Annotated in this window: 24 protein-coding genes; 8 read left to right on the top strand and 16 right to left on the bottom strand. The window is 46.2% G+C overall.

Annotated elements, in window-relative coordinates; all coding sequences use genetic code 11:
• Positions 1-30: 30 nt before the first annotated feature.
• Together vsr and HY795_02320 are read right to left on the bottom strand one after the other, a co-directional pair.
• Entirely contained in the window at positions 31-438 is a 408-nt protein-coding gene (vsr, locus tag HY795_02325; GenBank protein ID MBI4804053.1) for a DNA mismatch endonuclease Vsr, read from the bottom strand.
• Positions 439-603: 165 nt separating this feature from the next.
• The gene (locus HY795_02320) at positions 604-1,839 is read right to left on the bottom strand and encodes a site-specific integrase (GenBank protein MBI4804052.1); all 1,236 of its coding nucleotides are present in this window, start codon (positions 1,837-1,839) and stop codon (positions 604-606) included.
• Positions 1,840-2,470: 631 nt separating this feature from the next.
• On the opposite strand from HY795_02320, the gene HY795_02315 reads away from it, so the two are divergent.
• Together HY795_02315 and HY795_02310 are read left to right on the top strand one after the other, a co-directional pair.
• On the top strand, positions 2,471-3,211 hold the full coding sequence (locus tag HY795_02315; protein MBI4804051.1) for a hypothetical protein: 741 nt from the start codon (positions 2,471-2,473) through the stop codon (positions 3,209-3,211).
• A 74-nt stretch (positions 3,212-3,285) separates the two neighbouring features.
• A complete protein-coding gene (locus HY795_02310; GenBank protein ID MBI4804050.1) occupies positions 3,286-5,052 on the top strand; it encodes a trypsin-like peptidase domain-containing protein in 1,767 nt (588 codons plus the stop codon).
• Positions 5,053-5,082: 30 nt separating this feature from the next.
• Here HY795_02310 and HY795_02305 read toward each other — a convergent pair whose 3' ends face one another.
• From HY795_02305 to HY795_02280, 6 genes are all read right to left on the bottom strand, one after another.
• On the bottom strand, positions 5,083-5,637 hold the full coding sequence (locus tag HY795_02305; GenBank protein ID MBI4804049.1) for a site-specific integrase: 555 nt from the start codon (positions 5,635-5,637) through the stop codon (positions 5,083-5,085).
• A 498-nt stretch (positions 5,638-6,135) separates the two neighbouring features.
• A complete protein-coding gene (locus tag HY795_02300; protein MBI4804048.1) occupies positions 6,136-6,621 on the bottom strand; it encodes a replication protein in 486 nt (161 codons plus the stop codon).
• A 74-nt stretch (positions 6,622-6,695) separates the two neighbouring features.
• A complete protein-coding gene (locus HY795_02295; GenBank protein ID MBI4804047.1) occupies positions 6,696-6,878 on the bottom strand; it encodes a hypothetical protein in 183 nt (60 codons plus the stop codon).
• A 4-nt stretch (positions 6,879-6,882) separates the two neighbouring features.
• Positions 6,883-7,026, bottom strand: a complete 144-nt coding sequence (locus tag HY795_02290; protein MBI4804046.1) for a hypothetical protein — start codon at positions 7,024-7,026, stop codon at positions 6,883-6,885.
• 4 nt (positions 7,027-7,030) lie between these two features.
• Positions 7,031-7,363: a hypothetical protein gene (locus HY795_02285; GenBank protein MBI4804045.1), complete on the bottom strand. Its 333-nt coding sequence runs from the start codon at positions 7,361-7,363 to the stop codon at positions 7,031-7,033.
• Between the two features lie 275 nt (positions 7,364-7,638).
• Positions 7,639-7,830: a hypothetical protein gene (locus HY795_02280; GenBank protein MBI4804044.1), complete on the bottom strand. Its 192-nt coding sequence runs from the start codon at positions 7,828-7,830 to the stop codon at positions 7,639-7,641.
• 731 nt (positions 7,831-8,561) lie between these two features.
• Here HY795_02280 and HY795_02275 point away from each other — a divergent pair.
• Both HY795_02275 and HY795_02270 read left to right on the top strand, forming a co-directional pair.
• Complete coding sequence (locus tag HY795_02275) at positions 8,562-9,716, top strand: DUF4338 domain-containing protein (GenBank protein ID MBI4804043.1); 1,155 nt, start codon at positions 8,562-8,564, stop codon at positions 9,714-9,716.
• Positions 9,717-9,923: 207 nt separating this feature from the next.
• The gene (locus HY795_02270; GenBank protein MBI4804042.1) at positions 9,924-10,478 is read left to right on the top strand and encodes a hypothetical protein; all 555 of its coding nucleotides are present in this window, start codon (positions 9,924-9,926) and stop codon (positions 10,476-10,478) included.
• Between the two features lie 175 nt (positions 10,479-10,653).
• On the opposite strand, the gene HY795_02265 is transcribed toward HY795_02270, so the two are convergent.
• From HY795_02265 to HY795_02240, 6 genes are all read right to left on the bottom strand, one after another.
• The gene (locus HY795_02265) at positions 10,654-10,911 is read right to left on the bottom strand and encodes a hypothetical protein (GenBank protein MBI4804041.1); all 258 of its coding nucleotides are present in this window, start codon (positions 10,909-10,911) and stop codon (positions 10,654-10,656) included.
• 91 nt (positions 10,912-11,002) lie between these two features.
• Entirely contained in the window at positions 11,003-11,260 is a 258-nt protein-coding gene (locus HY795_02260; protein ID MBI4804040.1) for a hypothetical protein, read from the bottom strand.
• A gap of 236 nt (positions 11,261-11,496) precedes the next feature.
• Positions 11,497-12,399 (bottom strand): radical SAM protein, encoded by a 903-nt coding sequence (locus HY795_02255; GenBank protein ID MBI4804039.1) that lies wholly within the window; start codon positions 12,397-12,399, stop codon positions 11,497-11,499.
• Position 12,400: 1 nt separating this feature from the next.
• Positions 12,401-13,810: a His-Xaa-Ser system radical SAM maturase HxsB gene (gene hxsB, locus HY795_02250; GenBank protein ID MBI4804038.1), complete on the bottom strand. Its 1,410-nt coding sequence runs from the start codon at positions 13,808-13,810 to the stop codon at positions 12,401-12,403.
• Between the two features lie 13 nt (positions 13,811-13,823).
• Entirely contained in the window at positions 13,824-14,168 is a 345-nt protein-coding gene (locus HY795_02245) for a hypothetical protein (protein MBI4804037.1), read from the bottom strand.
• Between the two features lie 167 nt (positions 14,169-14,335).
• Positions 14,336-15,571: a site-specific integrase gene (locus HY795_02240; protein ID MBI4804036.1), complete on the bottom strand. Its 1,236-nt coding sequence runs from the start codon at positions 15,569-15,571 to the stop codon at positions 14,336-14,338.
• Between the two features lie 477 nt (positions 15,572-16,048).
• Here HY795_02240 and HY795_02235 point away from each other — a divergent pair, with 477 nt between their 5' ends.
• The 3 genes from HY795_02235 to HY795_02225 all read left to right on the top strand — a co-directional run bounded on the left by HY795_02235 (position 16,049) and on the right by HY795_02225 (position 19,022).
• Positions 16,049-16,828, top strand: a complete 780-nt coding sequence (locus HY795_02235; GenBank protein ID MBI4804035.1) for an FkbM family methyltransferase — start codon at positions 16,049-16,051, stop codon at positions 16,826-16,828.
• 438 nt (positions 16,829-17,266) lie between these two features.
• Positions 17,267-17,557 (top strand): RNA-binding protein, encoded by a 291-nt coding sequence (locus tag HY795_02230; GenBank protein MBI4804034.1) that lies wholly within the window; start codon positions 17,267-17,269, stop codon positions 17,555-17,557.
• Between the two features lie 358 nt (positions 17,558-17,915).
• Positions 17,916-19,022: an XdhC family protein gene (locus HY795_02225; GenBank protein MBI4804033.1), complete on the top strand. Its 1,107-nt coding sequence runs from the start codon at positions 17,916-17,918 to the stop codon at positions 19,020-19,022.
• Positions 19,023-19,191: 169 nt separating this feature from the next.
• Here the strand turns inward: HY795_02225 and HY795_02220 are convergent, their stop codons facing one another.
• Both HY795_02220 and HY795_02215 read right to left on the bottom strand, forming a co-directional pair.
• The gene (locus tag HY795_02220) at positions 19,192-20,562 is read right to left on the bottom strand and encodes a glycerate kinase (GenBank protein ID MBI4804032.1); all 1,371 of its coding nucleotides are present in this window, start codon (positions 20,560-20,562) and stop codon (positions 19,192-19,194) included.
• Positions 20,563-20,653: 91 nt separating this feature from the next.
• Entirely contained in the window at positions 20,654-22,297 is a 1,644-nt protein-coding gene (locus HY795_02215) for a lactate permease LctP family transporter (GenBank protein MBI4804031.1), read from the bottom strand.
• A gap of 281 nt (positions 22,298-22,578) precedes the next feature.
• On the opposite strand from HY795_02215, the gene HY795_02210 reads away from it, so the two are divergent.
• Positions 22,579-23,763 carry a helix-turn-helix domain-containing protein gene (locus tag HY795_02210; protein MBI4804030.1) on the top strand — a complete coding sequence of 395 codons (1,185 nt, stop codon included), beginning with the start codon at positions 22,579-22,581 and terminating at the stop codon, positions 23,761-23,763.
• The last annotated feature ends 57 nt before the right edge of the window (positions 23,764-23,820 follow it).

The raw sequence follows: 23,820 nt of genomic DNA, 5'->3' as shown, positions 1-23,820 counted from the left end.
AACCTCTAGAAAGTAAGTAAAAATGCAAGCCTACTGCGTGCAATTCATAAACATCCTTCGGACGTCTATAGCTCCTTTTTGCACACAGCATTCCCAAACAACCACAACCTTCCACCCCAACTGACTTAGAAGTGCTATATTATTGGAGTCTCTTTCAATGTTGGAACGGATTTTGTTGGTCCAGTATTCCGTATTGGTCTTGACTTGCTTCGTACCAGCTTTGCATTTGTGTCCGTGCCAAAAACAACCATGAACAAACACAGCCAGCTTGTACTTTCTAAAAACTAAATCTGGTATTCCTGGCAAATTTCTTTGATGAAGTCGGAATCGATACCCTAGAGAATGAAGTAAAGACCTAACTGCTTTTTCAGGAGCAGTGTCCTTGCTTCTAATCCTGCTCATTATCTCGCTACGTTTTTCCTTGGAGAAAATGTCCATAGATCATCAATGACTACGGGTTATCTCTGCGATTTTTCAGGATTTTAGTTCATTTTCCTGACTTCTTTTACCTTACCTTCTAGGATCAGACAACGTGAGAATTCCCATAAAATCTTGAGCGACTTTCGACAACCGTTGTGCCGTCCTCGCGAAAGATGAACTAGCTTACTCCTGTTCCAGCTCTTCAATCTGGCGCTTCATCTTTGCAATGAACTCCTGCTTGTTCTCCTCAGACCGTTTGAATGCTTCTACAACATCTGCTGTGCGTAGATGCGAGTACCGACGTTCAACCATAGTTGTGTCCACATGACCAACCGTACTCGCAATCATCTGCATAGGTATGTCAGGTCGCTTCATCATTCTAGTGATGAACAAATGCCGTAGTGAGTACATTGAAATGTCTTTTTCAATGCCACACGCCACTAAGCCTTTCTTGAAAGCTTTGTTGATGTTCTTGATCTGAACGCCATTGTCGTTGACAAATACAAAGTCGTTATGACTTTTCGGGATGTCTTGCCTGTTACCAAGTTGTTCAATGATTTCTCGCGCTCTCCCGACAAGTGGAACACTCGAATGAAGCGGCGTTTTCCCCTTGCTCTTTCTGTCTCTGATGACAACATACGATTTGAGCAAGTCAACATCACCCCAAGTTATCCTGCACAGTTCTGACGGGTATCTAATGCCAGTATTATTGACGAAAGAAATTATCTGCCAGTAATAGGGGTTCTCTTTCATCCAGTAGTCTTCAAGAGCGAGATATTCATCCTTTGTTAGGATGTCTTCACGAATCCTTTCCTTCTTGTTTTTGAACACGGGAACGTCTTTACCCTGCAAAGCATTCATGTATCTCTTGGCATGTCGTAAGATAGAACCAATGAGGGTACACTCTCTGTTTATCTCTGAATTACCTACCGTATCAAATGTTCTGCCTGTGATTTTCTTTCCGTCTCTAACGTATATCTGCTTTTTCTTTGCGGCGTGTGTCTTGTAGTAGTTTACCCGCCACTCTTCATACTCAAGAAAATCTTTCGCTGTGAAGGAGTCAATGGGTTTGCTACCAAGTTTCTCAACAAGATACTTTGCCTGCCTTGTATATTCCTTCAGAGTCTTTGGTGCGATGTTACCTTCCGTCAACTTGTATTCCAAGAACTTCGCCACTGCGACATCGAACTTGATGCTGTCACCCTTTTGCGCTTTTGGATCTTTGCCTTTCTTTACTCCAAAGTAGATTTCAGAGACTACATCAATTGCTTTGTCAACTGAATCAGTTCCAGTCGAACCTCGATAAGATTTTTTCTTGAAAGTAAAGTAATAATAGATATTTGCGTTCGTTCCGTTCTTATAGAGCGTAATTTTGTAAGGATGCCGAAGTTTTTCTATCACGTTGGTTTTTGTAGTCATTTTTTTCGCCTCCCAGGTGAAAGGTTTGTGAAAAATCTTTTCACCTGAAACTGGTATAACACACTGAAATGACAGTGTAAATATAATCGATTTGACGTTGTGAAAAATAGGCTGTAGTCAGCTGAAATCAATCGACAATTTTGAGGAGCATCCACTTCGTAATCAGCAGGTCGAGCGTTCAAATCGCTTCGCTGGCTCCATAAAAAACAAGGGTTTACGACTAAAATCGTAAACCCTTCTTTTTGGCTTTGTGAAAGGATTGTGAAAGATTTTTTCGGTAACTTTTCACAATTTCTCCTGGATTCTCGGATAATTACAACGCCTCGACCCTCGCCAGCAACGTAGACTCCACGCCACTTTTCAGCGAGCCCAAATTTTTCACACATTCCATCAAGTGTGAAAAATCGTCTCCTGAGCTCGCCTGCCGATTTGATCATACTCAGCCTAGTTCAAATGCTTACGAGCGATCCTGACAAATCCTGACGCACTGCCTCACGCCGTGCAGCACTGCGAGTAGCCAAACCCTCAAAGCTCGCCTGAGAAATCCTTGAGCGTTTCGAGTGTCTAGGGTATTTTATTGGAAGTGTTGACTAGCAATAGAATGAGTCTGTTGAACCAAAGGGAACTCACAGTGAAGACTCTAACCTTACTTGAATCTGGATTTAGTGACATGTGCACTTCATTTGACGATCCAAATCTGTCAACGTCTGAAATACAAAAGTTTATCAGCGACTTTGATTGCTGTAGTAGCTACAACTTCTATGAAGGGTATCTAGAGTATGAATACGAAGCAATGGATGGAAAGACAGTTTCCGGAAAAATATACGAGGTCAAAGGTGATGGCTTTAATGAAGAAACTGACATGCTCGGCATGAAAGTTACATATCTAGAGCCAGAGAGCATGCCTAATACGAGTGAAAAGGCATTGTACGTATGGGGCATTGAAGCTCCAGAGGATTTGTGCCATATATGGAGCAATGTTGAAAATTTTGACCCGTCAAAAATAACTGTGGAATTGAGAAAGGCACCAGATTTATACAAGGGAATACGACAGGCTACAAGCTACGAATCGGCAAAATGCCATCTCACAAGGCATGCCGACGGAAAAGAACTTATTCCTTCTGACATTGATATTGAATCCTACAGAAAACAACGCGATGAACAGGAAGACTGCGGAACAAAGGTGGGAGAATGGTACACAAGGATTGAAATTGTTACCATTGAATATGACGGAAGGACGCGTGACACTGAAGATACATACGGCGATGGTGCCGGAAGTTACTTTGGAGTCTACAGATATTACAAAAACCAAATGACAACCTATGAAATTGCATCGGATGAAGAGGATGAGGAATCTGACACTGATGAGTAGATTCAAGTGATTGCATTATCGTGCTAAAAACGACCTATGTAGCCAATGCTCTCCAAACGACAATGGTGAAACAAGTGAAAACATTTATTGTAACAATCATCACTTTCATTAGCATGAATTTTGTATTGCCATTATCACATGCAATGGAAGCAAAAGACATTTTCAAGCTTGCTAGTTCATCTGTTGTCCTAATAGAGTCATACAGTGAACAAGGTAAACAAACTGGCATTGGGACAGGATTCGTTGCAGGCAATGGTGATAAAATTGTTACGAATGCACACGTTGTAGCAAATTCAAAGTATGTAAAATGTAAAATTTCTTCTGAAGAAATAATCACCATAACAAAGCTTACATACATAAACTTTGACCATGACATTGCCATACTAAAATGCTCAAGGTCGTTAGAACCACTTCGCATTACCGATTCTAGCGTCGAGGTCGGAGAGAATGTATTTGTAATTGGCAACCCACTCGGATTGGAAAAAACGCTTACGACTGGGATTGTGAGCGGTAAAAGACTATATAAGGGCTATGATTTTTTACAAATTTCAGCACCAATATCACCAGGAAACAGTGGTGGTCCGGTTTTAGATTCTAACGGAAAAGTAATTGGCATTTCAACATTCATGCTCACTGAGGGACAAAACTTAAACTTTGCGATTGATGCAAAAGCAATCACAAAACTTATTGACATTGACACTACAATGGAACTTGCAGGAATAAGCAAGACACCTCAACAAGCAAGCAAGCAAACTCTTCCACAATTCAAAATTCCAGTTGCTATGGACTTGGTATTTGGAAATTTTAATCTTGCATACAATGCTTCACTATGGAAAAAAACTGACATTTGGTACAATGATTCATGGGTGCAGATGGGTAAACATAATGGATATAGCGTTGTGTACCCAGTGAAAAGCGAAAAAATAACTGAAGATGGACTTGAAAAAATAATACTATTCTTAAAGATTGCTCCTTACATAGACTTTGACTCTGGAAGAGGATCTCAACCTTATCTTGGATATATTGTATTCTCTTGTTCTGATAATAAATGGCTCGTTGACCACTATAAGTTTGCAATTGAAAAATTCGGAAGATACGGCTCAATACCAGACCCTCATGCTGTAAAGCTTGGTCCTAATAAGACTGGATTTTACCTTGAAGAAGAGTCTGGTGGTCAAGGGCAGGATGCAGCAACAGCTTTTTTATATGCATTAAACGCTGGGAGTCCAACTTGTGTTTTCAAAGTTAATACGAAAGATGGTTACGAAGGGATTGGGGGGTTAATTAACTACAACAATGAAACGACGTGGAGATTTTTAGACAATACAAACGAAGGATATTACAACATTGAGACGATAACCAGGGGAACGTCACTCGACAAATCGAAATCTAAAGCAGTTATTTGTAATTCGAAAATTATGTACACCTTCAACAAAGATAGATACTTTAGAGTTATGCCTGATGGAAATACAATTGGTAATGTGCAGCGCCTCGTAGAGTCATTGTTAGCTGTCAAAGATGTTAATGGAGTCGATGCAATATCAAGCTATTACTCTGACATGGTTTCCTTTTACGGCAAACAACTTGGAAGAGATGAGATACTCAAACAAAAGAAGGACTATATCAAACGGTGGTCTCAATTAAATTACAAGCTTTTGGACTTGGACGTTCAACAAACAAATGAAGCGGATGTAAAGCGTGTAATCGGAACTGTTGAATTTTTTGCAAAGAATTCCATGAAAGAAGCATCTGGTGTCACTGAATCAATTTGGACTGTAAGAATATCTGGAGATTCACTTGTCATTTTAAGTGAAAGCTCAAAGGTACTGCAACGTTACTAAGTAGACTTTGAATGCTACCATTTATATTTCTCACAAATCTCTCAGCAAAGCAGTCTCCACATCTGCCGATGTAATTCCCAAATAACGCATTGTTACCCTTGGGCTTGAGTGGTTAAACCGGCGACAGATAATTTCACTTGAAGCACCAAACCGAGAGTGTTGAATATATCCCCAAGTCTTTCTCAACGTATGAGTCCCGTAGTTCCCTTTCAAGCCCACCGCTCTGCACCAGCTTTTCACCATCCTATTGCACGCCTCGACAGTCAGATGCCCCCCACCCTTGCGTGAGAAGAACACATACGAGTCAGAATTCGGCTTGTATGCGTCGAGGTACTCTTGGAAAACCTTGAAGACAGACTTGTTGACCATAAGAACGTTCTGCTTCCCAGTCTTCTCCTCGACGATTGGAAGAGTATCACCAATCTTGAGTCCTAGAAGCTGTGAGACCTTCAGTTTGAGAATGTCACCGATCCGAAGACCGTTGTTGATACCTAGAACGAAGAGAAGTCTGTCTCTGACATTACCGTTAAGGATCTTCTTGATGTTCTCAACGGCGTTGATGTCTCTAATTGGCTCGACGTTCATGTGTTTTCCCCTTGCGTGAACAGTGAAAATCAACTTTGTTGGTCATCGGATAAGAAACATGACATTCACTGGCAAGAGCTTTCCCACTTTGTCGGTAACTACCTATAATCTTGTGCCAACTTAGTGAATGTCAACTTTGACGCAGAAGTTGATATTCGGAGAATCACCAGATCCAAGTCGTTGTGATGAAAACACCGTGGTAGCCTTGAAGTAGGAAACAAAGAGTTGCCTTGTCTAATACTGGAAATTGCCTTTTGCCTTTCACCTAGCGTAGCGATGTGTAAACCTTGGTTTATATATGGTTTATTATTGGTCTAAGAGGATATACAACTTCAGCAATCTCTTTCCATATCATATGCGGAGACTTCAAGATTCATCCGATCGATGAGCACTTTCATCGGAAGGATGTAGACGTTCATCCTTGAGATGCAGAATTATCAATTTTTTCATCCACCGAACGCCTACATCATCCTTCCGATGATATGACATTGATACGCATCACATGGATGCGATGCTCTCCAACAACTGCTCATCCGTCATATTATCTTCTGACTGGTCATCAACTTCTTCAACAGGCTTGGTCACAACAACTTGCTTGCCTTCACCCAGTCTCGACCCAATGAGTTCCCTCGTAAATTCATCAAGTACCCACGACCGAACATCAAGAACAACTTCTATTTCATCATCATGAAGCCTGATGAACCCTTTACTATTCAATTCATCCAGATATTTTCTGACGTTACGACTGTCTATTCCTGTAAGGAACACGATATCCCTGTTCCTGACAGCCCTTTTGAGGCGGTTGAACCTGATTGTTTCATTCAGGATTGCCATGTAGACTCTTTTTGAGGGGTCACTTATAGCTTTGGTCATAAACAGATGCATCACAAGGTCTGGAATACGAACGTATCCTTTGCCCATAAGATTTGGATCAAAATCTCTCTTCTGGTTTACACTCTGTTTTTTTCTTTTATAGTTGAACATGTTTATACCTCATTTGTATCAGGAACGAGACAAAGACAGAAGTTCGTCTCGTTCCTGACTGTTAGATGTCATTGTCAATTCTTACATTTCTCAATGAGCCATCTGTCTAACGCCTTGCGCACCACCTGACTCAAAGAAACGTCTTCTTCCTTTGCCAACTTCGCCAGCCATTGCTTCTGAAACGATGATGTATGAAAGGTGACTCTGACATCCTTTTCATGAGTATCGCCAGAATACAAACCCGTGTACTGTTTCATAAGGTCACTTCCATACCGTAACGTCCTTTTTACCCGTCTCAATCGCATATCCTTTTCCAAACAGTTTCTGCACCAGCTCCAAAACCTTTTTGACTAAAGGGTCTGTCGCCTTATAGAATTCAACTTTGATGACGATATCTTTGTCCATAAGCTTATCTCTCCTGAATGTGCGACACATTCGCAGCAACACCAATGCACTTTCTCAGCACCGCTTCGTCGCCTGAAGACGCACCTGCGAGTATGAGTACCATGCTCGAAACTATGACTCCGACCTGAAACATTGATTGCGCTCCGCCAATGCGACTAGCCAGTGCCTTTGAGTGCCTCAGCGCCTGACTATCATCAAACGCTCTTCCTGAATTAGCCTTGCTCTTCAATAGCGACATTACAGACCATTCATCCAAAGTTGTGAATGGCGATATCTTCTTGTCATCCATGTCTTTCAGGTACTTCCAAAAGGTCTCATCGTGTGAATCCTCATACATAGAAATGTCCTCCCATTTTGATATACCGTATTTATCAAAACGAGATGACAAAGGCAGATAAGGTCATCGCTGTCGACCTGTACAAGGATATCAGACAAGGTCAGTGTGTAAACGTACCGACAGTGAAAATGGTAACTGCTATTCTTGCAATGCGGGGAGACGGTTCAGGCGAGAGAGAGCAACCATCAGAGATGGATGCTATAAAAAGAAATCGCGGAGATTTGACTAGGATCAATCCTACTCAGAGAGGCTAGGTCAGAGTATGGAGAAGAATGCTAGAGTCCGACCTTCTCAAGTTGTGCCTTCTTGCTCTTGATACCTTCGACAAGACACCACCTTACAAAGTCAGTCATATTGACCTTTCCAGTCTCCTGAGTGCTCAACTTGGCACATAGAGTTCTGATCTCCTCCTTCATCTCGGAAGAAACAGGAACAGATATCTTTTTATCCAAAGCTGTTGAAATCATTATACATCTCTCCTGAGTTTTGTCAACGACATTGAACACTTATGACTTCATCACATCTCATCACATCATGTCATATGTCAACACCTGCAATCGCATTTCAAGAGATAACATACTGTAATACTTTGTAAAAATTCTTGAAAAATGTCCGCCGCGTGCTATACTGTATTTTGTCGGTGAGGCAAAGATGAAATAACACTGCGACAAAAGGATTAGGGTTATGGACAACTGGAAATCTACCGAGGAAAACCTGAAGTCTTACTGGGATGGCTATACTACGTGCTATTATATAGCAGATATGCAATCTGGAATGCCAATGCCATGCGATGCAGCGTTAATTTTCAATAATCAACGTAATACATCATGCTCAGAATGCGATTGGTTAGCATGCCCTGGGAGAGCAAAAAACAATATGTTATAACTCATTACCATAAAAGCACTATACTTTTACAAACTATTAGTACATGCAACTGATAGCATGGAGAGCGACAAATGGTTCTGAATCAACTACGTTGTTCTCCATGCAAATGTTGTTGTACTTTTTGATCAATACAACAGATATTACAGATACATATCCATCACATCTCATCGCATGATGTCACATGTCAACACCTGCAATCTGAACTAATCGGATAACATGCTGTAATACTTGTTGATTTTTGTTTCGACGGGTCAGCGTCTTTGATAAAGTCATTCTCGTGAGGTGAGGAAACACTAACCGAAGGGGAATGACCATGTTACTTGATTCTGATAAAGCCAATAAAACCAAAATACTTGTTGATACAATCTCCAGAAAGCTTGGTTACTACAACCATATGACTTCCCGTGAGTACACCCTTGCAAAGAAGTTTGAAGAAATCCAAGGGAAAAGCGGTAAGTATAAACAAACCGAACTGGATGCGGTGAAAAGGATGATTTTCAATCCTTCTGATCCATCAGAGGTTTTGAATATCAAGCCTAAGTTGACTTATGTAAACTCTTCAATGAAGTCTGGGATGAAGACTTTCCAGATTCTCCGTACGTTTTGTACAGCCCATGAAAATGTTAGCAGAATTGGAAGAGCTTTACGCTACTTGGTCACCGACGAAGTGACTGGTAAATATATTGGTATGATACACATCAGCTCTGACATGGCACAGCTTGGTCCCCGTAACAAGTACCTGGGTATATCGGAGCAAATCAATTCCCGCGACTGGAAGTGTCTCGATCATATTGCAAACTGCTATACGCTCGTCCCGATGCAGCCGTTTGGATATAATTACATGGGTGGAAAACTCATTTCTTTGCTTGCATCCAGTAATGTGGTCGAAAACGACTGGAACAAAGCGTATGGAGACAAGCTTGTTGGACTTTCAACAACAAGCCTCTATGGAAGTTTTTCCCAGTACTCTAACCTCAAATACTGGAGAAAAACAGGTCACCTCGACAGCACAGTAGCCTTCAAACTACCTGACGTTGAGTTTGAAATGTTGAAGAACTGGGCAAAAGAATATGACTATGAAAAGTACTATTACTATATGGAGAAAAAGAAACCGAGCGGAATGCCCTTTGTGCGCGACAACAAGAACCGCTTCTTACAGTATATGTTTCGTAAGCTCGGTTTCAAGACCAATGACTTCCAGTGCTCACATCAGCGCGGCACGTTCTTTTGTTCCTTGTTCAATGAAACCCCCGAGTTTTTACAGGGGAAAACCGACTTTGAAAGCCTGACTCGGAGGTATGACAACTCGGTAGAGTCTCTGACCGCTATGTGGAAAGAGCGTTATGCCAAGAAGCGCCTTGAAAAGCTTGAACAGAGCGGCAATCTCAAGTCTGAGATCCTCTTCTACGATGGTATGCTCAGCACTGAGAACTGGGATGATGCGAAGTCACTCTACCTGACCGCCTAACGAGACGGGGAGCGGCATGCAACGCATGTCGTTCCCTTTTCTCTCAGGATTGACTAGGATCAATCCTGTCGATCAGGACAGGCAGGACTAAGGTTCAAATTGCTGCGCTCACTTTGACGAAGGTAGGCGGCATCTCAACCGCACTGGTCATGTCTTATTAAATTGAATTGAGCGTTTGCAATCATTCAATAGACTGGAGGGTGGCATTTGTTTTTTGAATCATTCACAGTATGGCACAACAACCTATTGTTGAACCATATTTTCGGTGGAATTTTTACTGTTTTGATTGTCGGTCTGCTGTTATCGTCATTGGCTTTATACATGGGGGCAAAAATCTCGCGCATTCAAAAGGCGAGCTATCGTGGAGCGATATATTCAACGATAATCTCAGGCGGAGTTTGCTTCTTCTCAAACATGGTTCTATCTACCATTCCAATACTCGGAAATCTTGCCGCATTTTTCATCTCTTTTCTATTGTCTGCGGCTGTCACCAGTTCTATTTTTAATTGTTCATTTTCTAAAGGGCTGAGTGCAGAAATTATTCGGTGGATTGTTTCCGCTGCACTAGGGATAATGCTTTTTGTTGGCTCGTGTGCTGCTATAATCAGCACGTTTCAGGATGCGTTTACTAAGGATATGAATGGACAGAAGATAGAAATTGAAATTGATCGTCGGCACAAGCCACATGACACTTTGAAGGATAAATCTTGGCGAACTCAGACGTTTACCACTCAAGGGTCATTCTTGAGAGGACAGTGCTGATAAACGTGGGGTTAGAGTTTTTGACTTACCACTTTACGCCAAAATATGGCGACAATGGATCTTACAATTTCCACCTTAAGTCTCACCAAAAACACGACGCATATAATCTATATCAATGACAGCTCGTTGCGACAATAGTGGAGGAGCAAAGCCCTCCTCCACTATTGTAGTCACCTCAATGCCCTGAACGATGTGACACGTGAGACTTATGAGACTTATGCGAATAGTGAGAACGGTGAGCAGCAATTTCCGAAGTTTGATCAGAAGCAATCATCTGAATTGCTTTATCAAAATATAAAGCAGTACCATCAAACTTATGGTTGCTCACTTTGAAAGTTACAGGTGCCGAAGCTTGTACCTGCAACGGAGAAAATCCAAAAAAAACTATAAACAAGCTGCAAAAAGAAAATGCAATCAGGAGAATTTTCTGCATGACACCTCCTTTTCACAATGAAGACATAAAAATTGAGAACCACAAGAAACAAAATTACTTAAAAAACCATATTACATATTAAAATAACGACTCAATATCCGGACCGATGTGAAGCATGAGACTGGTGAGAACCATGAGAATAATGAGACTGATGCTGTGCAAACTCAGCAGGTTGAGTTGATGACAAGTGCTTAATCGCAGTGTCAAGATGCAAAGCTTGAGTATTCACATTAGACTTAACAACATCAACATTAACTGGAACAGATGCTTTCGCCAGAATAGGCGAAAAACCGAAGCATACGGCAAACAAACTAAAAACAGAAAGAGTAAATCCAACAAGTTTTCTCATACGCTCTCCTTATTAATGACTTATAGGTTTTACATTTGAACTAACATGTCCGGATGTCGCAAAAAAACCACAACAGTCATTGAGAACTAAACAGTTTTCGCAGATAGGAAGATAGCAGTTCTTCCATTGAGAAATAGACTTTGCAGCGAACTTCCAACCAGACTCATCCAAAAGACATAGTGGAACATTGTAAATAGAAACATTAATTTTCGACCTAGAAAGATGTTGAACTGCTCTTAATAGTTCATCCTTATATTCAAGGGGATCAATCCAAACTGAATCAAAATGATCCTGTGCAAACCCAGTAATCTCAAGACCCATATATGCAACGTGTACAACAAAGGGGAAATTTTTCTGAACAAAATGAGCAAACGGAACATTCTTGAGAAATTACTTTGAGTAATCACAAAACGAATTTCAATATGAAGACCAACTCTTGCTAGGTTTTGGATACCGTATATTGTTTTCGCGAAACCATCGTGAGTATTGGTAATAGAATTATGTGTTGAAGACGTGTCCCCATGCAATGATATGCAAAATGTCGTTTTTTTAGGTGCACAATCAAAAATTTCTTGTACGAATTCAAAATCAGAAAATGTTTGTCCGTTAGTAAGCACATCTAAGCATACGTTTGGGAGTTTAGTTTTGATAGCTTTTAAGTATCCTAAGAATCGTGCTTTATTGATTGTAGGCTCACCTCCTGTGAGACAGACCGGCTTGTCATAATTAAGCGGAAGCAAATTAATAACCGCTTCATTAATAAAATCAAGCAATGCAGAGTCAGGCTTTGGCGGCTGCGGACACATAACGCAGTTACAATTACATTTTTCAGTTACCAGCAAAGAGTTGCTAGAACTGTTATACTCCCATAAGACCGAGACATTTCCTTCTTCGTCAAGAGAGACAATATCTCCATCGTTAAGGTAGCATGCATCTTCATAAGGCAGATCACATACTGAGGGAGACAGTAGTGACGCCAGTGAACCTTTAGTAGACACTATCCCTGAGTAGCCGAAGCCGTGCCCATCATCACTTACTAATATCCGTGAGGGACGCTTAAGTAACGGCAATGGAGATCGTGTAACAACCCCTACAATACGACGAGGTATGCGCCTTGGAGTTCCTTTGAAAGTTTTCATATTAATTATTTCGAGTTATCCACGACCAAAATATATCTAGTTCGTCATCACTCGCACGTTGCAATAAAGAAAAAAGATGTTCAAAAATGCCAATGTGTTTCTTGCAGAAGAAACTTGTGGGCTTGTGACCGACTAAATCACCTGTCTCCAGGTAGTTTCGAATTGGATCTGCCCCGCAATACGGCTTGTAGGCACACCAAGAGCAACCGGGTATTGTGTCTAAGCAAGATTTTTTGATGATATTTTTTAGTTTTTCGCTTGTAAAAACCTTTTCATAAGGATCATGCGAAACGTTACCGAGCCTAAAATAATCATCTCCCATCCTTGCTAACATTCTTGCTTCATCGGCTGGATAAATATCACCATTGTAGTCATAAATGACACCACTAATTCCAGTCCCAGCTGGAGACTGAAGATCAACAAATCCAGTAGGAAAACTGGTCAATATGCGCGTCAATAACAACTGAGTATAGTATTCTACAAAAAAATCCCCGTTTTTGTTGATTTTAATTATATAATCCAGTCCTCTCTTATAGAACTCAACAAATTCTTCTGCTGTATACCCAAGTTTTGAGGCTTGTTCTGATGCAAACCCGTAAGGGTTTAGGGCTCTAAAAAAAATACCATCAAAATTCATCCTTCGGTATTCATCTACAATAGACTCGACCTTGTCGATGTTCTGCTTAGTTACAGTTAATAAGGTAGAAACGTTTACACCCTTAGATCGTGCAAGCTCAATTTTTTCCATCACCTTGTTGTAACTACTTTCACCATTCCTCAATATCCTGTTGCAGTCATGTTCTTCTTTTGAACCATCGAGAGAGCTTGAAATGGCGATATTATTCCTGCTGATAAACTCCAACTGATCATCTGTGAGGAGAGTGATGTTGGTGCAAATCACAAACTCTAAATCTTTTTTTATGTTATGGTTTATCATTTTTGCATAATCAACTGTTTCTTTGATTGTCCTCCAATTCAGTAGCGGTTCACCACCTTGAAATTCAATTTTAATTGATTGCGATGGTGTCTTGAAAATGAAATCGACAATTTTACATGCGGTATCAATTGGCATGTCATACTTAGAAGCTTCTTCAGGCTCACATGACACTTGGCAATACTCACATCGTTGATTGCACCGTACAGTTATCACCATCATGTGCAAAACTGTGAAATTTCTTAAAAATCCTTTTCGTGTACGGTACTTTGTAGCTGCTAAATTTAAAGACAAACTAGTTTTATATTCTGAAATGAACTGTGAGCTCACTAAGTCTTTGTATATATCACCAGAATTATCTAGTTTATATGTAAGAAATCCTTCAAGCTCATTTGGACTCAAATAATAAAAATCCCCTCCATCGTTTGTTAAGAGGTAGTCTCCGCTGTTAATCTTTGTATAGCTGTGCGGAAGTATGAGATACGGCTGATTATTCACACTTGATATCCATTTTCCCGTCTTCGACAGGTAAGAATGCCTGCCTGACGATCAATTCTTTCATATTTCCGTATCTTTTTTCAAGATCCAATCTTATCTGTTGATCTAACGTCTCATTACAAAAACATTTCAAGTCATTTTCTATATTGCATTCACAATCTGGCTTCGGATCAAGTATTAATATAACTTCATGAGCATCAAATGGTTTCATTAGTACAAAGTAATTGCCAGAAAACTTAAAGGCAGCAGCCCTAATTGCTTCCAATTCATACAGTTCGTTATTAAATCTAACGTACAAAGTACCATCATCTAACTGACTTATCATTCCATCATGCATTATGCCACCAACACCTCGTAATTACTGATCTTTTCTGAATATAGATTTGTAACGGTTTTTTTAAATTCTTAAGCTTGATTTGGTGCATTTGGAAGAAAAAAATGGACAAGCGAAAACCATACCTAGGAAGTCATGTATACACATTATCCAATGATCGATTTTTTATATTATTCTTGTTCCAATTCTTCAATCTGGCGCTTCATCTTTGCAATAAACTCTTTCTTGTTGTCCTCTGACCGCTTGAATGCTTCTACAATATCCGCTGTGCGTAGATGCGAGTACCGACGTTCAACCATTGTGGTATCTACGTGACCGACCGTACTAGCAATCATCTGCATGGGAATATCTGGGCGCTTCATCATTCTGGTGATGAACAGATGCCGTAGCGAGTACATCGAGATATCCTTCTCAATGCCACACGCCTCCAAACTTTTCTTAAAAGCCTTGTTGATATTCTTAATTTGGACGCCATTGTCGTTGACAAATACAATATCGTTGTGACCTTTTGGAATGTTTTGCCTATTGCCAAGTTGCTCTATGATTTCCCGTGCTCTGCCAACAAGTGGAACGCTGGAATGAAGAGGGGTTTTCCCTTTGCTCTTCCTATCTCTAATGACTACATACGATTTTAGGAGGTCGACATCACCCCACGTGATCCTACACAGTTCTGATGGGTATCTAATCCCAGTATTATTGACGAAAGAAATTATCTGCCAGTAATAGGGGTTCTCTTTCATCCAGTAGTCTTCAAGAGCGAGATATTCATCTTTTGTTAGGATGTCTTCACGAATCCTTTCCTTTTTGTTCTTGAACACTGGAACATCTTTACCCTGCAAGGCGTTCATGTATCTCTTTGCATGTCTCAAGATAGAACCGATCAGGGTACATTCTCTGTTTATTTCAGAGTTTCCCACAGTATCAAATGTTCTTCCAGTAACTTTTTTTCCATCCCTAACGTATACCTGTTTTTTCTTTGCGGCGTGTGTCTTGTAGTAATTCACCCGCCATTCTTCATACTCAAGAAAATCTTTCGCCGTGAAGGAGTCAATGGATTTGCTACCAAGTTTCTCAACCAGATATCTTGACTGCCTTGTATATTCCTTCAAGGTCTTTGGTGCGATGTTACCTTCCGTCAACTTGTATTCCAAGAACTTCGCCACTGCGACCTCAAACTTAACGCTGTCACCCTTTTGCGCTTTCGGATCTTTCCCCTTCTTTACGCCAAAGTAGATTTCAGAGACTACATCAATAGCTTTGTCAACCGAATCAGTTCCAGTCGAACCTCGATAAGATTTTTTCTTGAAAGTAAAGTAATAATAGATATTTGCGTTCGTTCCGTTCTTATAGAGCGTAATTTTGTAAGGATGCCGAAGCTTTTCTATCACGTTGGTTTTTGTAGTCATTATTTCCGCCTCCCAGGTGAAAGGTTTGTGAAAAATCTTTCCACCTGAAATAGGTATAACATGCTGGAATGACTGTGTAAATATAATCGATTTGACGTGGTGAAAAATAGGCTGTAGTCAGCTGAAATCAATCGACAATTTTAAGGTGCATCCACTTCGTAATCAGCAGGTCAGGGGTTCGAGTCCCCTCGCTGGCTCCAGAATAAGACAGGGCTCCAGTTTTTTACTCGGAGCCCTTTTTCTTTGTGAGCACTTCCGCTTTAGCGTTCCTTTTCGACTGAATACAGATAAGCCACGATACATTTCACCCGTTGTTTCGACAGGACGATACATGTACTCTGTCGCTATGAGGCATGAAGATGCCTCCACAGAATGGCATGGCCCTGAAACCGGCCTTGTGGTTGGTTCCGGGCGAAGCGGCAACACCTTCTTCTGAAATGTTTTCTTGCCGAGCCCCTTCGGGAATGGATTTCTTCAATGATACAGATGTCGACCCAATACCTTACCGAACTCGAACGCCTCTACAACGTATACAAAGACAAACCCCGCAACGAGCCAGCCACCATCACCTTTATGGACTGGGTCTTCGAAGTCCCTGATCCAATAGGCTTTCTCTATCAGGCCAAGGAGATCATGGCCCATGGAATCTATGATTTTCCTTGCAGCATACCAAACCCTGTAATCCTGGACTGCGGAGCCAACGTGGGTGTCAGCGCTGTCCATTTGGCCACCCGCCATCCGGATGCACAGATGCTCCTCTTCGAGGCCGACCCGGCCATAACCGGCTATCTGGAACGCAATCTTTCCCGAAACGGCCTTGGCCACATCCCGGTTATACAAGGCGCGGTCTGGGTACACGGCGAAGGTATGGAATTCACGCCGGAGGGCAGCGAAGGCGGGTCCATCCTGGGGGTAGGCCCCAGCATCCGGGTAAACTCCTTGCGGCTGCGCGATGTCCTCACAGGCCTTGAGCGCGTGGATTTCCTCAAGATGGACATCGAAGGGGCTGAAGCGGACGTCCTCGCCGACTGCGCAGACCTACTCCCGAGAGTGGGGTTCGCTTTTGTCGAGTGCCATTGCTGGCGCCATAGGCCTCAAACCCTCCACCAGGTGTTGGCTGTTCTCGCCCAGGCGGGGTTCAGATACTACCTTGAGAACATCTGGCCGGGAGATTCTCCGTTCATTCGCGGAGGCGGCGGACCGGCAATGGATGTGCAGGCGAACGTCTGGGCCAGACGGAAATTCACCAGCGAATAATGCTGATACCTTCAGGACTCCTCCAACGGCTCAATCAGGAACAGATTGTGCGGCCATTGTCGCCACGAAACCCTACCCCGAGCAGTAGAATACCAGGCCGAATAGCATGCATTTTCGAGGGGGGAAATGAATATTTGCAGTGCATTCATGCAATTTACTGACGTTCGACCACTGCCAGGAAATTCTACAAATGCACTTTTTATGAATTAAAACTGCGTTTTCCCTTAATACAAGATTTTTAGTAAAAATGTGTAGTCTGAAATGACAAACATTCATTTTTTAAAAATTATCCACTCAAAGGCCCTTTACATTTTTTAATATTAGCATATGAGATTCTTTCGAGCCATTCAACGAGCATGACTTTTTTGAACCTTGGGCTTTTGCGATGTGCAGCTCCAAGCGATACGAAAAAAATGCCAAAAAAGGGAGCAATAGCCCATGTCTAAGAAACTCTATGTCGGAAATCTTTCCTTCAGTTCCACTGAGGACGACATCCGTAACCAGTTCGCCACCTTCGGCGAAGTCATCAGCGTTAGCCTGATCACCGACCGCGAAACCGGCCGCCTTCGCGGCTTTGGTTTTGTCGAAATGGACGACGAAGGCGCCAAGGCTGCCATCCAGGGGATGGACGGCAAGGAATTCGGCGGCCGCAATTTGAAGGTCAACGAAGCCGAAGACAAGCCCCGCGGCGGCAGAGGCGGCTCCGGCGGCGGAGATCGCCGCTGGTAGGCCCCAAGGCCCCTTCGAGCGTATACAGGTAAGAACAAAGGGCCAGGACTCGTTCCTGGCCTTTTTTGTTTTCCCCCTGCCCTCCCCTGAACGCCTGGAACACGCAGATCAAATACGAATTGGTTGCAAAGGCTTTCAACTCCTGCAAGGTCTCTCTGGCTGCCGGTGATGCTTCCCAAAGAATGGAGCGTCCCCAACGGGTATCGCCCCCTGAGTATTCACCCGGAAGAAAACGACCAATCAATGGTTGACGTATTCGTTCTCTCCAAAGCAGAACTGATCGCGCTTGTGTTGCATCATTGTGGATCGCATCAAATCCCCTTGTGGCTGCTCAGCCGCCCAGGAAAGCAAAGAACACATGAAGACATTACTTGATGCTCTCATCGCCACCCTGAGCGCGGGCGAGCAACTGGTCACGGCCACTATCGCCTCCAGGCATGGATCGGCCCCGCGAGCAGCGGGTTCCAAGATGCTCGTCCATGCCAATGGGGACATCATGGGCACCATCGGGGGCGGGCAATTGGAAGGAAGAACCCTGGTCCAGGCGCGGGCAGTGTTCGAATCCGGCCACCCCACCCTTCTCCGTTTCGACCTTGACAGTGCTGAAGCCGCGGAGTCCGACATGATCTGCGGGGGCACGGTGGAGATACTCCTTGAACGCATCGATCCGGACAAAGCTTCTCTGGACCTTTTTCTGGAGCTCTCTCGCATCTTGGCAAGGGGAGAGAACTGCCTGCTCGTGACCCCATTGGGCTTTCAGCAATGCCCACACTCCGTTCCAGACTCCAAACGCATTCTGCTACCGGAGGGCAGGCTCCTTGGGGAGCCTTTGGATGAACCGACCGCTAATGCCCTTCTGCAAAGAGGATGCTCCTTCAAAACTCCCGAGATGTTCGAGACCGGCAGCCAACGCTATTTTCTTGAGCCGTTTGTCTCATTGGACACCCTCTATCTCGTCGGAGCGGGGCATGTCTCCCGTTCCACAGCCTTTTTTGCCGATCGAGTGGGCTTTCGGGTGGTAGCCATGGACGACCGGGAAGCATTCCTAAACCGCGAACGATTTCCCGAGGCCAGAGAGTTAGTCATTCTTGATTCATACAAAGAATGCTTTGCTGGTCGAAATCTGGGGCCTTCCGACGCAATCGTCATCGTCACTCGCGGCCACTTGCACGATCTGGATTCTCTGGCCCAGGCCCTGCTGACGAGAGCTGGATATGTGGGCATGATCGGCAGCCGCCGCAAGGTCCGGACCGTGTTCGATCAACTCCGGCTGGAGGGAACGCCCGAGCATGATCTCTTGAGGGTGCACAGCCCCATCGGGCTCGATATCGGGGCTGAGACCCCGGAAGAGATCGGGGTGAGCATCGTGGCTGAACTTGTGGCCTGGCGTGCTGCCAGGAGGGGACTCGGGGCCAAGGGAGCCTTGTCAGGGCGCCCGCTGCGCGAACTGAGCACTCTCTCCTGAAAACCGCGCCTCATCACAAGCCTCATTCCAGCCTGTTCTCATTGTGCCCCATTCGCTTGCCGGCTGCCAATCCACAACCGAAAAGGACGGGACGAGTCCCGGCCTTTTCGGTTTGGCGCTGTGAGGGCAGAAAACGCACTCTCACCTTGGAGAGCACAGTCTGGCAACGTTACGGCGTCACAATCACCATGTGCAGGTCGCAGACATTGGTCATGGTAGGACCCGTTTTCAAAAGATACCCGATGGCGTCGAAGAAGTGATAGGAGTCGTTGTTCTTAAGAGAACCGTTGATGGAAAGCCCGGCCTTTTTGGAGAGCTCCACCAACTCGGCCGAGGCAAAAGCGCCAGCGGCATCCGTCGGCCCGTCGGTGCCGTCGGTGGAGGCGGACAGAAAGAAGATGTTCGCACCCTTCTGCTCGTCGCGGGCCAGTTCGGCCAGGAACGCCAGGGCCATCTCCTGGTTGCGTCCGCCCTTGCCTTCGCCCTTCAAGGTCACCACTGTTTCACCACCCGCGATGATGCAGGCCGGTTTCTTCACCAGCATCTCGGTTTTGCGCACGTCCTTGGCTATGCCCCACAGGAACTTGGCCGCTTCCCTGGCTTCGCCCGTAAGGGCGCAGGTCAGGGCCGACGTGTTGTAGCCCTGGCCTCTGGCTGTTTCGCAGGCTGCCAGGAGAGCTGCCTGGTTTGAGCCGATGAGGATATTGGTGGCCAGTTCCGTAGCGGGATCGCCGTATTTCGGGGTTTCCTCGATCTTGCCCTGCACGCCCAAGGTGAGGGTGCGCATCACGTTGGGAGGAGCCTTGTCGTAGAGCTGGTACTTCTCGATGATGGACATGGCCTCTTCGAACGTGGTTTCATCGTAGCTGGTAAGTCCCGAGGCGATGGTATCGAGCCTGTCGCCAACCACGTCGGACAGGATGAAGTTCAGGCTCCGGGCCGGCTGCATGAGACGCAGGAGCCTTCCGCCCTTCACGCCGGAAATGTGTTTGCGGATGCAGTTTATTTCACCGATGTCCGCACCGCAGGCCAAGAGGGCCTTGGTCATGTTCTGCTTGTCGGAAAGAGTGAGGTTGATCGGTCCGTCCGGGTGGTCCAGAACCAGGGGACACGGCAGCAACGCGGACCCGCCCCCGGAAATGAGGTTCAAGATGAGGGTTTTGTCGTCGGCTTCGCGCACCAGATCGGCGATGCGTTGGGCCGCGCCCACGCCCTGCTCGTCCGGGGTGGGATGCCCGGACTCGATCACCTCGATATGCTTGAGAGGCTCCGCATGGCCGTACTTGACCGAGATGAGCCCCTTGGTGATCCTGTCCGCGAGGATATCCTCCAAAGCCTTGCCCATTCTCGCCGACGCTTTTCCCGCGCCGAGCACCAGGATACGGTTGTAATCGCCCAGATTCACTTCATGGCGTTCGCCTTCAAAAGAGACAGTAAGCCTGGAGCCCTCCAACTTCACGTGGTTGAGGATCATCTTATACGGATCAACCCTGTCCAGGGCCGCCATGAACATCTGGCGAAGGTGCTCGAATTCTTGCATTGGGCTCCTCTCCTTTCCTTGCCCGCCCGGGGCCGGGCATGAGCCCGGCCCCTGCGGCGGAATGTATTCTATCAGACTGTCCAAGGCCCCGCTAGGGCAGCATCCACTTCAGGACATACGCCTGGGCGATGGTCAGCACGGACAGCACCAGCACCATGGCCAGTGAATGAAAGAGGTTGAAGCGGAAGATGTCGCCTTCATGTCCCACCAGGCCGGTGGCAGCGGTGGCCACGGAGATGGACTGGGGCGAAATCATCTTGCCGGTGACGCCACCGGTGGAGTTGGCGGCCACGCACAGTTCGGGGCTGACGCCGATCTGCTGAGCGGTGGTCTTCTGCAGGTTGCCGAAAAGGGCGTTGGACGAGGTGTCGGAACCGGTCAGGAACACGCCCAGCCAACCGAGAATAGGCGCGAAGAACGGGAACATGACCCCTGTGTTGGCAAAGGCCAGGCCCATGGTGGCCGACAGTCCGGAGTAGTTGTACACATAGGCGATGGCCAGAATCATGGCTATGGTGATGATGGGGAACACGAGCTTCTTGATGGTGCTGCCAAGGCAGGCGATGGCCTTTCCATAGCCGTAGTTGGGCATGAACGACACGGAGATGAGCCCGCCGATGAGCACCGCGGTGCCGGCGGCGGAACCGAAGTTGAAGTTGTATATGGCCGGATACAACGCCTTGGCGGCGGGAATTCCCTCAGGAACGATAGGAGGCATCTTCATGACCAGGTTGTGGAGCCCGGCCCACTGGAAGGTGGTTCCGAAGGGAGCCAGGAAGGCTTTCACGCCCTGCAAGCCCCACAACAGCACCATGATGGCCAGAACGATGTAGGGTCCCCAGGCGCGCAAGACCTGCCCGGCGGTATAGTCGCACTTGTTCTGGCCGGTGGGGGCGGGCTCATCCGGGAAATGCCACACGGCCTTGGGTTTCCAGACCTTCAGGAGCGCCAGAAGGGCCAGAATGGTCACGATTGCGGACATGATGTCCGGCAGATAGGGACCATGGAAGTTGGAAAAGACGTACTGGGCGGCAGCGAAGGCGAAACCCGCCACCAGGATGGCCGGCATGATCTCCATGGAACGCTTGAAGCCACACATGGTCACGGACAGCCACATTGGCACTATGATGGACAACAGCGGCAGCTGGCGTCCGGCTATCTTTGACAGGGTCATAAGGTCCAGGCCCGTGACGTTGGCGGCCGTGACCAGCGGGATGCCGATGGAGCCGAAGGCCACCGGCGCGGTATTGGCGATAAGGCAGATAGCCGCCGCGTAGGTCGGGTTGAAGCCCAGGCCCACAAGCATGGCTGCGGTGATGGCCACTGGCGTACCGAATCCGGCCGTGCCTTCGATGAATGCGCCGAAGGCGAACGCGATGAACAGAGCCTGCAACCGCCTGTCGTCTGTGATTGATGCCAGCGAATTCTTTATGATTTCGAATTCGCCTGATTCGACGGTCATGAAGTACACCCAGACGCCGCAAATCACGATCCAGACAATTGGGAATATGCCGAAGAGGGCGCCTAAGGCGAAGGAATTGAGGGCCAGTGACACTGGCATCTTCCAAACAAAGATAGAGAGCAGCAGTGCGGTAGTGACAGCGCAGAAAGCGGCCACATGCCCTTTGGCCCGTTTAACGGCCAGAAGATAGAACAGGATGTAGAGCGGAATGCCTGCCACTGCCGCCGAGAGCCAGATGTTGCCAAGCGGATCATAGATCTGTTTCCATTCCATACCGTCCTCCTTGCTTGTTCAACCCGGGATATCCCTGGGATAGTTCCGGTTTTCCTGAGTGACTGCGCATACGGGCGGCCGGAGGCCGGTCCCGCGCTCTGACTGCGCGGAGTTTCCGGGCTCGCTAAGCACTGGCACAAGAGATACGACAGGCTGGCCCGGTATTTTTTCCAATTGGCATGAATTTACCCTTAAATTAAGAGGGGTTTCAATTGACAACTTGACCGAAATATGTCGTCAGTACGCATGGGTTTTTGTGCACATGCACAAAAGGAAAGAGCATGATCATTCCCGACGATCTCGCGCAACAAATTGTGGATTCCGCACAGGGCATTATCCGGTGCAACGTCAACATCATGGACAGGGAAGGGATAATTATTGGCACCGCCCAGCCTGAACGCTACAGGAGCTTCCATAAAGGGGCCCGGGATGTGATCGAGTCGGGTACGGGCGTTGAAATCCGCCCTGAGGACGTGGAGAGGTATCCTGGCTCGCTGCAAGGAGTGAACCTTCCTATCGTGCTTGAAGGCCAGGTGATCGGGGTTATCGGGGTCACCGGAAATCCCGACGCTGTCCGTGGGTCTGCCCGGCTCATCAAAATGATCACAGAACTCATTCTGGAACGTGAACTCATCCAGCAAGAGGCGCAAAGCCGCCTGAGACTTGCGGAACAATTCGTCGAAATGCTCATTGGTGGCGGGGAACAGTACCGCTCGCGCATAGCCCGGACAGCCAAGGTTTTGGACATCGGACTGGAGCTTCCAAGGCTTGTGGCCGTTGCCGACCTTTCGGGATTGCTTCGAGGCTTCTACTCAGAATATGGCTCGTCGGAACTCGTCCTGGAGCGCTCAGCCGAGGCCATTCTCGAGGGTCTTCTGGCATGTGGCGGCATCGGGAGCCAGGATGTGGCAGTCATCCTGGATGAACGCCTCATCATTCTGAAAACCATGCAAGAAAAACAGGCTAGGACAGAAGTACACCTCTGGGGCGAACGCCTCATGGGCGCCTTCGAAGCGTGGGGCGTGGGCAAGGTTGCCTGCGGGTCGGGCGCGGTGGCCCTGGGCCTGGACGAATACCCCCTCTCTTATCGGCAAGCCAGGTATTGTCTTCGCCAAAAGGACGCCAAAAACGCGTTCCGCACCATCTACGACAATTCCTTCACTGCCGGCTATCTGCTGGAACAGGCTTTCGCCGGACCAGCCTCAATGGCCCTGCGCCCTTTGTCCAAAGCGATGAAGGTGGCGTTAACCAGGAAACCCGAGTTGCTCGAGACCATAACCACCTTGGCAGCCAACAACTTTGAAAGCGATATGACGGCGCACGCGCTGGGCATTCATCGAAACACCCTGGCATACCGAATAGCCAGGCTTCGGGACATGACCGGCCTCGACCCCACCAAACGGCACGACGACGCTCTTCTTCTCAAGGCCCTTCTTGCCGAAATGCGTGGGTCTGGGCGCGGATAAGACGTCCGGGCCGCGTAGGGATTTCTCCATTACCAAGGTACTTCGCTCTTTCGTAGC

This window comes from Desulfovibrio sp. (genome assembly GCA_016208105.1).
Lineage (GTDB): Bacteria > Desulfobacterota > Desulfovibrionia > Desulfovibrionales > Desulfovibrionaceae > Fundidesulfovibrio.
This window is presented reverse-complemented; position numbering and strand designations above follow the sequence as displayed.